The sequence below is a fragment of the Agromyces subbeticus DSM 16689 genome (genome assembly GCF_000421565.1).
Lineage (GTDB): Bacteria > Actinomycetota > Actinomycetes > Actinomycetales > Microbacteriaceae > Agromyces > Agromyces subbeticus.
Map to the genome: position 1 here is coordinate 40,799 of NZ_ATXG01000016.1, position 14,614 is coordinate 55,412.

Here is a 14,614-nt window from a genome sequence, read left to right on the forward strand (position 1 = left end):
CGAATAGCGTCAGCTGCATGAACACACTCACCGCTCAGACCACGATCGAATCCGTCACCCTCGAAGCCGCAGACGTCACCGCGGCCGAGCGCATCATCGCCGCATTCGGGCTCGACGACCGCATTCGCGTTCGTCAGGCGGCGGATGTCCCGAGCTCGGGATTCCGCGGCTTCACCATCTCGCTCATCGTCGCCCAGCCGTCGACCGTGACCGCCCTGTTCGACGCAGCGATCGCCGCCGGCGCCACCGCGCTGAAGCCCGTCGAGAAGTCCATGTGGGGCTACGGCGGCAGCCTCCAGGCACCCGACGGCACGATCTGGAAGGTCGCGACTTCGGCGAAGAAGAACACCGGCCCTGCGACCCGGCAGATCGAGCAGATCGCGCTGCTGCTCGGCGCCGAAGATGTCGGAGCCAGCAAGCGGTTCTACGTCGACCACGGCTTCACCGTGGGCAAGAGCTTCGGCAGCTACGTGGAGTTCGCGTCACCGGCGAGCGCCGTCAAGCTCGGCCTCTACAAGCGACGCGCCCTCGCCAAGGACGCCGGCGTCGATGCCGAGGGCAGCGGATCGCACCGCATCGCGATCGCCGCGACCGGCGGGCCGTTCACCGACCCCGACGGCTTCGCATGGGAGGCCGCCTCGGTGTGAGGGGCGGGCTGCCGGATGGCGGGTGCACTGGCGTAGGCCTGCACCCGCCATCGTCATGCTGCCGCGGCGGACCTCCCATGTTCTGGTGCCCCCGGCAGGATTCGAACCTGCGCTTCCGACTTAGGAGGTCGGCACTCTATCCCCTGAGTTACGGGGGCGGCCGTAAGAGTCTACTTCCTTCGATTGCTCGTCTCGGTCTGCGCATGGCAGTTGGGGCAGAGCAGCCGAAGGTTCGAGAGTTCGTTGTTGAGACGGTCGCCGTCGACGTGATCGAGCTCTAGGGTGAGCGGCTTTCCGTTCCACTCCGGACCGAGCCTGCACAAGACGCAGACGTACGCGATGCCGAGCCGACGAGTCATCCACCGCTTCAGAGACGCACTGTCTTGCGGGACGTCGCCGCGCCGGAATCGGGCTCGCACCTCGTCTTCATCAAGCCTCGGCGTGGCGACGCGAGCGTGCCACTCACCTCGCCGCGCCACCGGGAGGGCCACTCCGAGTCGACCGGCCATGACAGCGGCACGCCGATAGTTGCCGCTGTACTTCGATACGCCGATGCGATCGAGTACCTCTGCGACCGTGCGCGACTCGGCGCACGCCTTGGTGAAGGCGTCAGGGTCCCAGGGCTTCGCCGGCGCTCGACCGCTCGTACGCAGCCCGTGCTGCTTCAACCAGTACCTGATGGTCGTGTGCGACACCGCGAGCCGCTCCGCGATTGCCCGTTGAGTGAGGCCCTCCTCGCAGAGTTCCGTCAGCTGCTCCCGTTCCACATCTGCACCGTACCGATGACCTCCGACGCACGGCGCCGCAACGGCAGCTGCTCGGCGCGGTAGCGTGTTCTGCGGCGCGCGTGCGCCAGGTGAATGGCGGCGCGGCCGCAGAACGGGGCAGGCATGAGCGAGTCGACGAGCACCAGGTTCTGGGTCGGCGCATCGACGACCGGTGCACTGGGATCGGCGGCACGGGGCATCCGGCCATTGGATGTCGCGGCCGACGGCCATGCCACGCTCGGCGAACCCGTCGATGTCGGGCCGAACCCCATGTTCCTCGCGATTTCTCCCGCCACCGGCGTGCTCGGCATCGTGCACGAGCTCGACGAGGGACTCGTCTCGACGTGGACGATCGAGGGCGATGAACTCGCGCCGTTCGGCCGGCCCGGCGTCACCGGCGTCTCGGGCCCCTGCCATTTGGCGTTCGACGAGTCGGGCGACCTCATCTTCGCGGCGAACTACTCGGGCGCGCGGCTCTCGATGCACCAGTCGGCGCCGGATGTCGCGGCCGACGTCGTGCTCGCCGCCGACTTCACCGGCACCGGTCCGCACTCCACGCGTCAGCAGGCCTCCCACCCCCACCAGGCCGTGGTCGATTCCGCGAGGAACCGGCTGCTCGTGCCCGACCTCGGCACCGACCGGGTGCGCGTGCTCGCGCTCGACGCGCTGCCGGCATCACTCGCCCACGCCGAGGCGAGCGACATCACGATGCACGCCGGCGCCGGGCCACGCCACCTCGTCGTCGCGGGCGACCTCGCGATCACGGCCAACGAACTCGACCGCACGGCGAGCATCATCGATCTCGTCGAGGGTCGCGAGGTGGCATGGTTCTCGATCGGCGACGATGTCGAGCCGCGCGGACTCGGCTGCTCGGCGATCCAGCTCACGAGGGGCGGCATCGTGCTCATCGGCGACCGTGATGCCGATGCTCTCCGGGGCCTGCGCTTCGACGCCGCCGCTCGCACGCTCGAACTCGTCGCGACGGTGAAGACGGGCGGGCGGCATCCGCGCGACCTGAACGTGACCCGCGACGAGCGATTCGCGCTCGTGGCCGACCAGGCGTCGGACTCGATCGCGGTCATCGCGCTCGATGCCGATGGCGTGCCGCTCGAGGTCGTCGACGTCGTCGAGACACCGGCTCCGGCGTGCCTGGCGCGCGTGTAGATCTCTCGATGCGGCCCTAGCGGGCCTGCTCGACCAGCAGGTGGCTCAGACGGGCGGGTAGAGGTAGAGCGCCGAGCCCGCCGGAATCGTGCGCCGGTGGTACGAGTGGTCGGAGTTTTGGTTGTACTCCTCGATGTTGACCGAACCGTCGCCGTTGATCGACTGCACGTACGCAACGTGGTTGTACGGGAACCACGCGACCGCGCCCACGACGGGCTCGCTCGAGGTTGGCCAGCCGCGGCTCTCCCACTCACCGGCCCAGGCGTGAGCGCTGCCCGACGCGAGGTTGCCCCAGTCCCACTTCCATGGGGCGCTCGTGACGCCGGCGTCGCGGTTCATTCGCCATGCCACGAAGTCGACGCACTCGCGGTAGTAGTACCGCAGCGGTGAGAGCCCGCCGCCGAAGTCGTCAGGGGTCTGATCCCACCAGGGGTAGTCGTCGCCCTCGGCCTTGACCGTGTGCACGGCGTACGCGCCGGTGCCTCGCGAGGCGAGGTTCGCCGCCCACGCCGCCTTGTCTTTGGCCTCCTGGTCGAGGCGGGCCGCTTCGATCTCGGCCTTCGAGGTGACGGAGTAGCCCTCGGCCGAGAGCGGCGCGCCGCTCGCGAGCGATGAGACCTCGATGTCCTGCGCCTCGGCCTTCGTCAGGCTGAAGGTACCGGATGACGCGAACGTCTCGCCGCCCGGCATGAACGCGTACGCCGGCAGGGCGACCGTGCCGACGATGGCCGGCACCACGAGCACCGTCGCGAAGACGCGCATGGGGCCGTTGCGACGCGTCGGTCGCGGCGAGCGGGAGACGGTGGTCGCGAGGTCGGGCGTGCCGGCAGGGGCGTTCGAGTCGACGGCGATGGATGCCGTGTCACGGCCCTTGCCCTTGGCTCGCTTCGAGCGGCCCTGCTCGGTTGCCGCGCTTCGTCGCGCTCGACCTCGGTCGGCCTCCCGACGCGAGGAGCGCGGGCGCTCGTGTGCGTCGTTCGTGTCGTCACCGTTCAACAGCAGAACCTCCGGGCACCGTTCGAAGGCCGCGGTGCAGCCCGGAACGGAGTGGCTTCTCGGGTGTCGGCGGCCTCAGGGGACGGCCGGACTCGTACCACCATAGGGCACGTGTCGTGGGTTTGTCACGAATCGGTCACGCCGCGGTCGCGAGGTACTCGTTCCACTGCGGCAGCGGCCGCTCGAAGCCGCGCGCCACCCAGCTGCGTCCGTTCGGCCGCGCGGGCGTGAAGCGGAGCTGCCATCCCATCTCGGCCGGCGTGCGATCGCTCTTCGTGTTGTTGCAGCGCAGGCAGCAGGCGACGAGGTTCTCCCACGTATCGCGACCGCCGCGAGAGCGCGGGAGCACGTGGTCGATCGTGGCCGCCGCGCGGCCGCAGTACGCGCACTGGTGTTCGTCGCGTCGAAGCACCCCGCGTCGGCTCACCGGTGCCTGACTCAGGCGTGGCGCCCGAACGTAGCGCGTCAGCAGGATCACGCTCGGTCGTTGCCACGATCCGCTCGCCGCGCACACCGGATTGCCCTCCTCGTGCTGGATGACGGTGGCCTTGTGATTCATGACGAGCAGCAGTGCCCGCTTGAACGAGACGATGGCGAGCGGCTCATAGCCCGCGTTGAGCACGAGTGTGCGCATGGTGTGCCTTTCGATCGGTGCTGGATGGCTTCCAGCCGCGTGAACGGATCGGCGTTCCGAGGGGTCGATTCCGGGTGGGCAGCGCCGGCAGTCGGCGGCTCGAGCTGCCCGGAAAACAGAGAACGGGCACCGTCGTGATGACAGTGCCCGTCGGGGCGTGCGCCCGGTTCGTGCTCGATTGACTACTGCGCCGTTGGTCGAAGAGCGCGCGGGCATCCGTGGAATGGATGCTGCGCGACGTGACCATCGGCTTCCCCTGCCCGGTTTCTCGGATCGTCAGGATCTCAGGTTAGAACACGAATGGCGCGCCGGGAACTTCCGGCGCGCCATTCACGTGTGGAGTCATGCGATGTTCACCGATCAGATGCCGATGCGCACGATGTAGTAGTCGCTCGTCCAGATGGGCTGAACACGAACGGATGCCCCTTCGTAGGGCGCGTGCAGGATCATGCCGTTGCCCGCGTAGAAGCCGTCGTGACCGGGCATGATCACGAGATCGCCCGGCTGCGCGTCGGCCTCGGAGATGCGGGTGCCCATGGCGCCCTGGCCGTTGGAGGAGTGCGGCATGCTGACGCCGAACTGCGCGTAGACGTACATCACGAAGCCCGAGCAGTCGAAGCCGGCCGGGGTGGCGCCGCCGTAGACGTAGGGCGTGCCGATGTACTGCGTCGCGACGTTGTAGACGCTCGCGAGGTCGAAGTTCGGGTACGGCGGGTTGGCGAGGAAATCGCCGACCGACGGTCCGGAGTACGAAGCGGCATACGAGGTCATCGCCGACTCGGCGGCGACACGGGCCGCCTCGGCTGCAGCGGCCGCCGCGGCAGCCTCGGCAGCGGCCTGGATCTCGGCTCCGGAGACGGCGGCGTAGCCGTCTTTGGTCACAGGCGCGGCGATGACGTCATCGGTGACCTCGACGGACTGCGCCTCGGCCTTCGTGAGCCGCGACTCGGCCGTCTGGCCGTATTGCGGTCCGGCCGAGCCGGGAGCGAAGGCGTACGCCGGGATGGCGAGCGTGCCGACGATGCCGGCGGCAACCGTCATCACGAGGACGTTCGCAAGCCGGCCGCGGCGCAGGCGACGGGTCGACGGCAAGGTCGACGATGTCACGCGAGCGGCGGCATCGGGTTGCGGTGCACTGGGGGAAACGGGTGCCTTCGCGGCGATGATCGCCTTCGTAGCAGCCCTGCGGGTGTGGTTCCTGGGCAGGTTGCGCCGGGAGAATCGAGCCAAAACGTGTACCTCCGTCGCCCCACGACAACTGATGTCACCCCACCGGATGCGCTCGAAGGCGCTTACGGGTACTTGATCGAGCGGTGGGCTTGGGAGGCGTCTCGACCCTGGTCCTCCGACTGGCTTCGTGCCGGCGGACTCGAACGAGACTACGCGACGAGTGCTCGATTGTCACATTCTGATCACGGCGCGGCCGCGATGCCCCTCATTCCGCGATGAAGATATGACCGGCGACTTCGCTCGGCAGCTCGAGCCCGCCGTCGGCGCCGTCGACCTCGACGAGCACGTACCCACCGGCCCGACTGAAGGTCGCCATGGCACCGGGCATGACCCCGGCCTGGCGCATCTGCGCGAGCAGTTCGGGGTCGAACTGCACGGGTTCGCCGAGTCGGCGAACGACGCCGCGAACCGGGGTCTCGCTCGCGTCGACGGCCTCGACGACGTTGACCACGCCGGTCATGAACGCGTCACTGGGCGGAAGCCCGAGCTCTTCGAGTCCGGGGATCGGGTTGCCGTACGGCGACTCACGAGGGCTGCCGAGGATCTCGATGAGGCGGCGCTCGACCTGCTCGCTCATCACGTGCTCCCAGCGGCATGCCTCGTCGTGCACGAACTCCCACTCGAGCCCGATCACGTCGGCGAGCAGCCGCTCGGCGAGGCGGTGCTTGCGCATGACGTGCACGGCCTTGGAGCGGCCGTCTGGCGTGAGTTCGAGGTGCCGGTCGCCCGAGACGACCACGAGCCCGTCGCGTTCCATGCGGGCGATGGTCTGCGAGACGGTGGGACCGGAGTGACCGAGCCGCTCGGAGATGCGTGCCCGCAGCGGCACGATGTTCTCCTCCTCGAGGTCGAGGATCGTGCGGAGATACATCTCCGTGGTGTCGATCAAGTCGGTCACGCGCGATCCTCCCGTTGTCACAGCCCGTCGTCCAGCCTACCGGGCGCCGCGCCCTCGCTAGACTCGTCGCATGCCGAGCATCGTGATTCCCCGTGACCTGCTGCCCGTCGACGGGCGCTTCGGCTGCGGACCCTCCAAGGTCCGCCCCGAGCAGCTCGCGCACCTGGCCGAGCGTGGTCCGGCCGTGCTCGGCACCTCGCATCGGCAGGCCCCCGTCAAGCAGCTCGTGGGCCGAGTGCGCAGCGGCCTCGGCGATCTCTTCTCACTGCCCGACGGCTACGAGGTCGTGCTCAGCAACGGCGGTTCGACGGCGTTCTGGGATGCCGCGGCGTTCGGCCTCATCGAGCAGCGCGCCCAGCTCTCATCGTTCGGCGAGTTCGGCGCCAAGTTCGCCGCCGCCGCCGCCGCTCCGTGGCTCCAGGCACCCGATGTGCGCAAGGCCGAGCCCGGTTCGCGAGCCGAGCCCGCAGCGCTCGACGGCGTCGACGTCTACGCCTGGCCGCAGAACGAGACCTCGACCGGCGTCATGGCCCCGGTCAGCCGTGTCACCGGCGACGCGGGCGCGCTGACCGTCATCGATGCCACGAGCGCGGCGGGCGGCATCCTCGTCGACCCCACGCAGTTCGACGCCTACTACTTCGCGCCGCAGAAGAATTTCGCCGCCGACGGCGGCATCTGGTTCGCGCTGCTCTCACCCGCGGCGATCGAGCGGGTCGAGCGCATCGACGCGAGCGGCCGCTACATTCCCGAGTTCCTCTCGCTGAAGAACGCGGTCGACAACTCACGGCTCGACCAGACGCTGAACACCCCTGCCCTCGCGACGCTGCTGCTCCTCGAGAACCAGCTCGAGTGGATGAACACCTCGGGCGGCCTCGCCTGGGCCGACGCCCGAACCCGCGAGTCCTCGTCGGTGCTCTACGACTGGGCCGAGCGCACCTCGATCACAACACCGTTCGTCGCGAACCCGGCGCACCGCTCGCAAGTGGTGGTGACGATCGACTTCGACGAGTCGACGGATGCCGCAGCACTCGCCTCGGCGCTTCGGGCCAACGGCATCGTCGACACCGAGCCCTACCGCAAGCTCGGCCGCAACCAGTTGCGCGTGGCCACGTTCACGGCGATCGAACCCGACGACGTTCGGGCGCTCACGGCCTCGATCGACTACGTGCTCTCGCAGATCGGCTGATCCACGTGCGGCTCTGGCTCAGCGACGGAGAGCGACGCCCCGACCCGGCGCCGGCGCGCGCCGATGCCCGCAAGGCCATGCTCGTGGGCACCATCGGCTGGGTGGTCGCACTCGTCGCCTGCTTCGTCTTCCGCGAGTCGCTGCAATCGGCCGGGCTCTGGTGGTTCGCGGGCGCCGCGATCACCGGCATCGTCGTGGGCCTGGTCGGCCTCGTCTCGGTGCAGGTGATCCGCAAGCGCGCGACTCAGTCGACGGAGCGGCCGAGCAGCTGATCTTCGACGTCGTCGTCGGCGTCGTCATCGTCGTCTGCGTCGTCATCGGCGTCGTCGACAGCGCCGTGATCACTCGATTGGTCGAGTGCGTCGATGTCGATGCCGTCGAACTCGTCGTCTCCGTGATCGTCATCGTCGGCGTCGAGCTCGTCGTCGTCGTCCGAGTCGTCATCGTCGTCGGAGTCGTCATCGTCCTCGGACTCGTCATCGTCATCGTCGGCGTCGAGCTCGTCGTCGTCGTCGCCGAGCTCGTCGTCATCGGAGTCGGCATCGTCGTCGGCCGATTCACCGGCAGCGGCGGCGATCGCCTCTTGCGCGGCGCGGTAGTCGGCGAGGCGGTCGGACCACGGCACCCACTCGGGAGCGAGCAGCGCGGTCTCGCCCGGCATGAGCTCGGTCTCGAGCACCGTCGGTTCGGCGTCGGCGTCGACGCGGGAGAGCGTGACGCTCCAGCGCCACCCCGGATATCCGCTGAGGTCGGAGGCGAACAGCAACGTCAGCACGTGCTCGCCCTCGACGAGGTGCCCGACGACCGAGCCGACGGTCTCGGGCGCGGTCACCTCGAGCAGCGCTCGCCGGGCGAGATCCACCGACGCCAGCAGCACCTCGTCGGCCACGACGGGCGTGTTCTCGGACTCGGTGGACTCAGGCATCCAGATCGTCAGCCACCTTGCGCAGCACCGCGGCGACAGTGCGTGCCTTCGACTTCTCGGGGTAGCGGCCGCGCCGCAGATCGGTGCCGATGCCGTCGAGCACCTTCACGACGTCTTCGACGATGATCGCCATGTCGTCGGCGGGCTTGCGGTTGATCTTCGTGAGACTCACGGGCGCATCGAGCACGCGCACCGAGAGGGCCTGCGCGCCGCGCTTGCCCTCTGCGACACCGAACTCGAGACGGCTGCCCGCACGCACGGTCGCGCCGGCGGGAAGAGCGGATGCATGGAGGAAGACCTCTTGGCCGTCATCGGAGCTGATGAAGCCGAATCCCTTCTCCTCGTCGTAGAACTTGACCTTGCCGGTGGGCATCGTGTGAACCTCGCTCATGTCTGCAGGCGCGCCGAAACGCATCGCCGTGCACCGTCCAGTCTAGGCCTCGGGGCACCCGCGAGCAGGCCGCCTGGCCTATTCTGGACGTGTGAGCGATTCCGGCCCCATCACCGACAATCGCGCCGAACGCGTCCTCGCGTACATGTTCGCCGCCGTCGTCGGTCTGTCCATCGTCTGCTTCTTCGCCGTGATGATCGGCACGTTCAACGGCGTGACCCGCGACGATATGGGCTCCGGCCTCTGGGCCGTCGTCACGATGCTGCCCTGGTTCGGGCTGCCGATCGCCTTCCTCCTGCTGATTGCGCTGCTCATCGTCAACGGCGTGCGGCGTGCCCGCGCGGCGCGGGCCGGAACGAGCTGACCGGAGACGATGCTCGAACTCGCCGCACGACTCCGCGGGCTGTCGCGAGACTCTCTCGCAGCAGCACTGCACTCGCGCGAGTTCGACCCCTCGGCCGTGCGCGACCTCTTCGATCTCGCCGAAGCCGTGCTCGCACCCGACTCGATCGATCACATCGTCGGCCGCCTCGACCGCCGACGGCTCGCCGTGCTCGCGGCAGCCATCGAGCTCGCGGCCGACGGCGACACCACGTCGGGGGCGGTGCAGAGCGCATTGGTGCACCACGGGGCTTCCGCCGAGCTGTCGGAGGCGACGAGCGAACTGCTCGATGCGCTCACCGAGCTGCTGCTGGTGGTGCGCATCGGCGAGCGCGTGCACGTGCCGTCGAGCGTCATCGCACGCGTGGCCCCGCGGCTCGGCGGCGAGCTGCCGGCCGTGGCCGAGCTCGCATCGCCTGCTCCGCCGGTGCTCGTGGTGAACGACCAGGTCGACCGCACCCTGCTCGATCGGCGTGCCGCCGAGACGGCGTACGCGACTGTCGCGGCGACCGCCGAGGTGCTCGCAGCCCTCGGCACACAGCCCGCGCGCGAGCTCGCGAAGGGCGGGCTCGCGCTGCCCGACTCGAAGCGCCTCGCCGAGGCGAGCGGCACGGCCCTCGACGCCCTGCCCCGGCTCTTCCATCGCGCCGACGAAGCCGGGCTCGTGGTGCGCGAGGGCGCGTTCTGGCTCGAGTCCGAACTCGGCGCGAGCTGGTCGCTCAAGTCGGCAGAGGGGCGGTGGCGCCGGCTCGCGGAGTGCTGGCGCGACCGCATCCCCGAGCCGCTGCGCGAGCTGGTCACCCGCCGAAGCGAATCGCTCACCGCGAGCACGCTGCGCGACGACGTGCGCTGGTTCTACCCCGCGGGCGGTCGGTGGCTCGACGACGGCATCGAACGCCTCGTCGACGAGGCCGAGGCACTCGGGCTCGCCGTCGCCGGCGAACCGGCCCCGACCGCGCTCCTCGTGCTCGCCGGCGACTTCGACCGGGCCGCCGCCCGGCTGTCGGCGCACTTCCCGGCCCAGGTCGACAGGGTGTACCTGCAGCATGATCTCTCGATCGTCTCGCCAGGGCCGCTCGAGCCATCGCTCGATGCGCGGCTGCGCGGCTTCGCCGACGTCGAGGGTCGCGACCTCGCCTCGACGTATCGCGTCAGCGCGGCATCCGTCAACCGCGGACTCGCGGCCGGTGAGAGCGCCGACTCGATCCTCGACTTCCTGCGCCGACTCTCGCTCACGGGCATTCCGCAGCCCCTCGCCTACCTCGTCGGCGAAGCCTCTGCGAGGTTCGGGTCGCTCCGCGTCTCCGTCGCCGATGAAGCGGATGCCCCGGCGCGATCGGCGATCCGCTCCGATGACGAGCAGCTCGTGCGCACGCTCGCCGTCGACCAGTCGCTCGCGCCGATCGGGCTCCGCCAGACCGGGCCGCACCGGCTGCTCTCCCGCTTCACGCCCGAGGTCGTGTTCTGGGCGCTCTCCGACGCCCGCTATCCCGTCGCCGCCGAAGACTCGTCGGGCAACATCATCCGACTGCGACGTCACCATCTGGCCCAGGTGCCCGATCCCGCGCCGAAGGCCGACCCGATCGAGGCGCTGCTCGACCTCGTGCTCGCCGAGGGCGAAGCCGGAGCCACCGAGCAGGCGTGGCTGGCACGCCAACTCGAGGCGGCCGCGCGGGCGAAGGAGACGCTCACGGTGACCGTGCGCATGCCGGGCGGCGATACCGCCGACTACCTCCTCGCGCCCGCGAGCGTTGCCAACGGCCGACTGCGAGCCCGCGACCGAAAGGCCGACATCGAGCGCACGCTGCCCCTGTCGGCGATCGCGGCCGTGTCGCCGGCGCCCGCCGGAGCCTGAGCGCGCGCGGCGACCGCGGCCGCGACGGCTGCCGCCTCGGCGACGGGCGAACCGGCGCAACCGGCCGTGCTCCCATGAACCGGGCGTAGACTCGACCGCTATGTCAGACGGCCCACTCATCGTGCAGAGCGACCGAACCGTCCTCCTCGAGGTCGCCCACCCGCTCGCCGAAGACGCGCGCCATGATCTCGCCGTGTTCGCCGAGCTCGAACGGGCTCCCGAGCACGTGCACACCTATCGCATCACGCGGCTCGGACTCTGGAACGCCCGGGCCGCCGGACACGATGCCGCCGACATGCTCGCGACCCTCGAGAAGTACGCGAAGTTCCCCGTGCCGCAGACGGTCGCCGTCGACATGCGCGAGACGGTGGGCCGCTACGGCCGGCTCGTGGTCGACCGCACCGACGACGGCGCCCTTCGCCTGCACAGCGACGACGTCGCGGTGCTCACCGAAGTGGCCTCGGCCAAGCGCATCGCTCCGCTGCTCGCCGAGCGCATCGACGACCGGAGCTTCCTCGTCGCGCCGTGGGCTCGAGGCGCCCTGAAGCAAGAGCTCGTGAAGCTCGGCTGGCCCGCCGAAGACCTCGCCGGGTACACGCCCGGCACGCCGCACCCGATCGATCTCGATCAGGCCGACTGGCATCTGCGCGACTACCAGCAGAAGGCCATCGACAACTTCTTCGAGGGCGGCTCGGGCGTCGTGGTGCTGCCGTGCGGGGCCGGCAAGACGCTCGTCGGCGCCGGCGCGATGGCGACCGCGAAGACCACCACGCTCATCCTCGTGACCAACACCGTGTCGGCTCGCCAGTGGCGCGACGAGCTGCTGCGCCGCACCTCGCTCACCGCCGACGAGATCGGCGAGTACTCGGGGCAGGTCAAGGAGGTCAAGCCGGTCACGATCGCGACCTATCAGATCCTCACAGCGAAGCGGAAGGGCGAGTACGCCCACCTCGCGCTCCTCGACGCGCTCGACTGGGGCCTCGTCGTCTACGACGAGGTGCACCTGCTGCCTGCGCCGGTCTTCAAGCTCACCGCCGAGCTGCAGGCCCGCCGCCGGCTCGGCCTCACCGCGACCCTCGTGCGGGAAGACGGCCGCGAGGGCGACGTCTTCAGCCTCATCGGCCCCAAGCGGTTCGACGCGCCGTGGAAGGAGATCGAAGCCCAGGGCTTCATCTCCCCCGCCGCCTGCTACGAGGTGCGCATCGACCTGCCGCAGTCCGAGCGGCTGACGTACGCGGCATCCGCCGATGACGAACGTTACCGCCTCGCGGCGACCGCACCGGCGAAGCTCGGCGTGGTCAAGGAGCTCGTGGCCAAGCACGCCGGCGAGCGCATCCTCGTGATCGGCCAGTACCTCGACCAGATCGACGAGCTCGCGCTGGCCCTCGGCGCCCCGCAGTTGACCGGCTCGACCCCGGTCGACGAGCGCGAGAGGCTGTTCCAGGAGTTCCGCGACGGACGCACGACGGTGCTCGTGGTATCGAAGGTCGCCAACTTCTCGGTCGACCTGCCCGAGGCGACCGTCGCGATCCAGGTCTCGGGATCGTTCGGCTCGCGTCAAGAGGAGGCGCAGCGCCTCGGCCGGCTCCTGCGGCCGAAGGAGTCGGGCCTCAGCGCGAACTTCTACACGCTCGTCGCCCGCGACACCGTCGACCAGGACTTCGCGCAGAACCGTCAGCGCTTCCTCGCCGAGCAGGGCTACAGCTACACGATCCTCGACGCGCACTCGCTCGAGGCGGCGTGACCCGGCGCGGCGCGAAGCGACGCGGCAGGTCACGCAAGGCGGAGCAGGAGCGTGAAGGGACGAAGTCGCTTCACGCGTGCTCGGCAGATTCGAGAACGTGACGTCTGCCCTCAACCACGCTGATACCGCAATAGCAACAGGTCGCCCGCCGGCATCGCGTGCATGAGGTGCATGCGTCGCTGCAGCTCGGGGGCGCCCCGCACGATGCGACCCGCCGTGCCGCCCACGAGCAACGGGCTGAGCGACAGGCAGAGCTCGTCGACCAGGTCGGCCTCGAGCAGCGAGCCGAAGAGGTGCGGCCCGCCCTCGCAGAGCACCTGTCGCAGTCCGCGCTCGTCGAAGACGTCGAGCATCGCGCGCACGTCGACCTGGCGCTCGCCGACCACGATGACCTCGGCGACCCGCTCGAGCGCACGCCGCTTGGCCGCGGGGGACGCGGCGTGGGTCACCACGATCGGACGCGCGACCGCCGCGGCGAAGACGGCTGCTTCCGGATCGAGATCGAGCGACGAGGAGACCACTGCGAGCCGGGGCTGCGCCGGGCGCCCGGCGGCGACCCGCATCGCGACATCCGACTCACCGACCGCCAGGCCGCCGTATCCCTCGACCCGCACGGTGCCCGCACCGACCAGCACGACGTCGGCCAGGGTGCGCAACACTTGCATCGCGAGTCGATCGTCGGCATCGCCGAGCCCGCCACTGCGTCCCTCGACGGTCGCAGCTCCGTCGAGACTCGCGACGAAGTTCATGCGCACCCGCCGCGCCCCGGGCTCGGGCGGCGCGTAGGCCGCGAAGAGCTCATCGCGGTCGAGCTTCGGCGCGTCGTCGGTCATCGGTTGTGCTCCAGGAACACGGGCTCGCGCCACCCTTCGATGGCCTCGATCATGCGCATCGCGTCGACCGTCTCGCGCACGTTGTGCACGCGCACGATGCGGGCGCCCTGCATGACGCAGTAGACGGCGGCGGCGATCGAGCCCTCGATGCGCTGCTCGCGCGGCCGACCGAGGCTCTCGCCCACGAAGTCCTTGTTCGAGAGGGCGACGAGCGTGGGGTACCCGAGACTCGTGATCTCACCGAGCCGCCGGGTCAACTCGAGCGAGTGCAGGGTGTGCTTGTTGAGGTCGTGACCCGGATCGACGATGATGCGGTCGGATGCCACGCCTCGCGACTGCGCGAGGGCGACGCGCTCGGCGAGGAACGCCGACACCTCGGCCACGACATCGCCGTAGCGAGGCGACGGGTACGGCGTGCGGGGCTTCGCGAGACTGTGGGTGACCACGATGGTCGCTCCGGTCTCGGCGACGACGTCGGCCATCGCGGGGTCGTGGAGGCCGGTGGTGTCGTTCACGACGTGCGCACCGGCGATGATCGCCGCACGGGCGACCTCGGGGTGGAAGGTGTCGACCGAGATCACGGCGCCGGAGTCGGCGAGCGCGGCGACGACCGGCACGACCCGGTCGATCTCCTCGTCGGGCGGAACAGCCGGGCCCGGCGCGAACTTCGCGCCGCCGACGTCGATCCAGTCGGCGCCCTGCTCGATCGCCAGCGATGCCGCGGCGATCGCGGCGTCGAGCGCCTCGGTGCGGCCTCGGTCGTAGAACGAATCGGGCGTGCGATTCACGATCGCCATCACGGCGACCTCGCGCGCGAAGTCGAATTCGCGCGGGCCGATCCGCCGGATCACCTGGGTACGAGTCGCCATGCTGCGAGTCTTCCACGGTCGCGTCGGTGCGGCCAACGCCCACCGAACGCGAAGCGCCCGGTTCGGCGACCCTCGAAGAATGTTCAGGAAAGTT

The 14,614-nt window shown here is 69.8% G+C and carries 16 protein-coding genes and 1 tRNA gene; 7 read left to right on the forward strand and 10 right to left on the reverse strand.

The annotated features are described in order from the left end of the window. The first annotated feature begins 17 nt into the window (after positions 1–17). Positions 18–647, forward strand: coding sequence for a VOC family protein (locus H521_RS0117440; protein ID WP_022894304.1), 630 nt, complete (start codon positions 18–20; stop codon positions 645–647). Positions 648–730: 83 nt separating this feature from the next. On the opposite strand, the gene H521_RS0117445 is transcribed toward H521_RS0117440, so the two are convergent. Next, positions 731–805, reverse strand: a tRNA-Arg gene (locus H521_RS0117445). Between the two features lie 12 nt (positions 806–817). Beyond that, positions 818–1,414, reverse strand: a complete 597-nt coding sequence (locus H521_RS25945; protein ID WP_022894305.1) for an HNH endonuclease signature motif containing protein — start codon at positions 1,412–1,414, stop codon at positions 818–820. Positions 1,415–1,537: 123 nt separating this feature from the next. Between H521_RS25945 and H521_RS0117460 the strand changes: the two genes are divergently transcribed. Beyond that, positions 1,538–2,578, forward strand: coding sequence for a lactonase family protein (locus H521_RS0117460; RefSeq protein WP_169514012.1), 1,041 nt, complete (start codon positions 1,538–1,540; stop codon positions 2,576–2,578). A 45-nt stretch (positions 2,579–2,623) separates the two neighbouring features. Here H521_RS0117460 and H521_RS25170 read toward each other — a convergent pair whose 3' ends face one another. The 4 genes from H521_RS25170 to H521_RS0117485 all read right to left on the reverse strand — a co-directional run bounded on the left by H521_RS25170 (position 2,624) and on the right by H521_RS0117485 (position 6,336). Next, positions 2,624–3,574, reverse strand: coding sequence for a CHAP domain-containing protein (locus tag H521_RS25170; protein ID WP_022894308.1), 951 nt, complete (start codon positions 3,572–3,574; stop codon positions 2,624–2,626). Positions 3,575–3,710: 136 nt separating this feature from the next. After that, positions 3,711–4,208, reverse strand: a complete 498-nt coding sequence (locus tag H521_RS0117470; protein ID WP_022894309.1) for an HNH endonuclease — start codon at positions 4,206–4,208, stop codon at positions 3,711–3,713. Positions 4,209–4,568: 360 nt separating this feature from the next. Next, a complete protein-coding gene (locus H521_RS24100) occupies positions 4,569–5,249 on the reverse strand; it encodes a C40 family peptidase (RefSeq protein ID WP_156891522.1) in 681 nt (226 codons plus the stop codon). A 394-nt stretch (positions 5,250–5,643) separates the two neighbouring features. Further along, positions 5,644–6,336 carry an iron-dependent transcriptional repressor DtxR gene (locus tag H521_RS0117485; protein WP_022894312.1) on the reverse strand — a complete coding sequence of 231 codons (693 nt, stop codon included), beginning with the start codon at positions 6,334–6,336 and terminating at the stop codon, positions 5,644–5,646. A gap of 70 nt (positions 6,337–6,406) precedes the next feature. Here H521_RS0117485 and serC point away from each other — a divergent pair, with 70 nt between their 5' ends. Both serC and H521_RS0117495 read left to right on the forward strand, forming a co-directional pair. Then, the gene (gene serC / locus H521_RS0117490) at positions 6,407–7,522 is read left to right on the forward strand and encodes a phosphoserine transaminase (RefSeq protein ID WP_022894313.1); all 1,116 of its coding nucleotides are present in this window, start codon (positions 6,407–6,409) and stop codon (positions 7,520–7,522) included. A gap of 5 nt (positions 7,523–7,527) precedes the next feature. Continuing rightward, positions 7,528–7,794, forward strand: a complete 267-nt coding sequence (locus tag H521_RS0117495; RefSeq protein ID WP_022894314.1) for a DUF2530 domain-containing protein — start codon at positions 7,528–7,530, stop codon at positions 7,792–7,794. Here the strand turns inward: H521_RS0117495 and H521_RS24105 are convergent. After that, positions 7,767–8,447 carry a DUF3027 domain-containing protein gene (locus tag H521_RS24105; RefSeq protein WP_022894315.1) on the reverse strand — a complete coding sequence of 227 codons (681 nt, stop codon included), beginning with the start codon at positions 8,445–8,447 and terminating at the stop codon, positions 7,767–7,769. The two genes, H521_RS0117495 and H521_RS24105, sit on opposite strands and share 28 nt — an antisense overlap. Next, a complete protein-coding gene (locus tag H521_RS0117505) occupies positions 8,440–8,820 on the reverse strand; it encodes a cold-shock protein (protein ID WP_026482435.1) in 381 nt (126 codons plus the stop codon). Before H521_RS0117505 ends, H521_RS24105 begins: the two co-directional genes overlap by 8 nt. A gap of 109 nt (positions 8,821–8,929) precedes the next feature. Here H521_RS0117505 and H521_RS0117510 point away from each other — a divergent pair, with 109 nt between their 5' ends. The 3 genes from H521_RS0117510 (at position 8,930) to H521_RS0117520 (ending at position 12,818) form a co-directional block, all read left to right on the forward strand. Then, entirely contained in the window at positions 8,930–9,202 is a 273-nt protein-coding gene (locus tag H521_RS0117510) for a hypothetical protein (protein ID WP_022894317.1), read from the forward strand. A 9-nt stretch (positions 9,203–9,211) separates the two neighbouring features. Continuing rightward, the gene (locus tag H521_RS0117515) at positions 9,212–11,074 is read left to right on the forward strand and encodes a helicase-associated domain-containing protein (protein ID WP_022894318.1); all 1,863 of its coding nucleotides are present in this window, start codon (positions 9,212–9,214) and stop codon (positions 11,072–11,074) included. Positions 11,075–11,174: 100 nt separating this feature from the next. Continuing rightward, positions 11,175–12,818, forward strand: coding sequence for a DNA repair helicase XPB (locus tag H521_RS0117520; protein WP_022894319.1), 1,644 nt, complete (start codon positions 11,175–11,177; stop codon positions 12,816–12,818). Positions 12,819–12,928: 110 nt separating this feature from the next. Here the strand turns inward: H521_RS0117520 and H521_RS0117525 are convergent, their stop codons facing one another. After that, the gene (locus tag H521_RS0117525) at positions 12,929–13,651 is read right to left on the reverse strand and encodes a pyrimidine reductase family protein (protein WP_022894320.1); all 723 of its coding nucleotides are present in this window, start codon (positions 13,649–13,651) and stop codon (positions 12,929–12,931) included. Beyond that, positions 13,648–14,520 carry a dihydropteroate synthase gene (folP, locus tag H521_RS0117530; RefSeq protein WP_022894321.1) on the reverse strand — a complete coding sequence of 291 codons (873 nt, stop codon included), beginning with the start codon at positions 14,518–14,520 and terminating at the stop codon, positions 13,648–13,650. Before folP ends, H521_RS0117525 begins: the two co-directional genes overlap by 4 nt. Between the last annotated feature and the right edge of the window lie 94 nt (positions 14,521–14,614).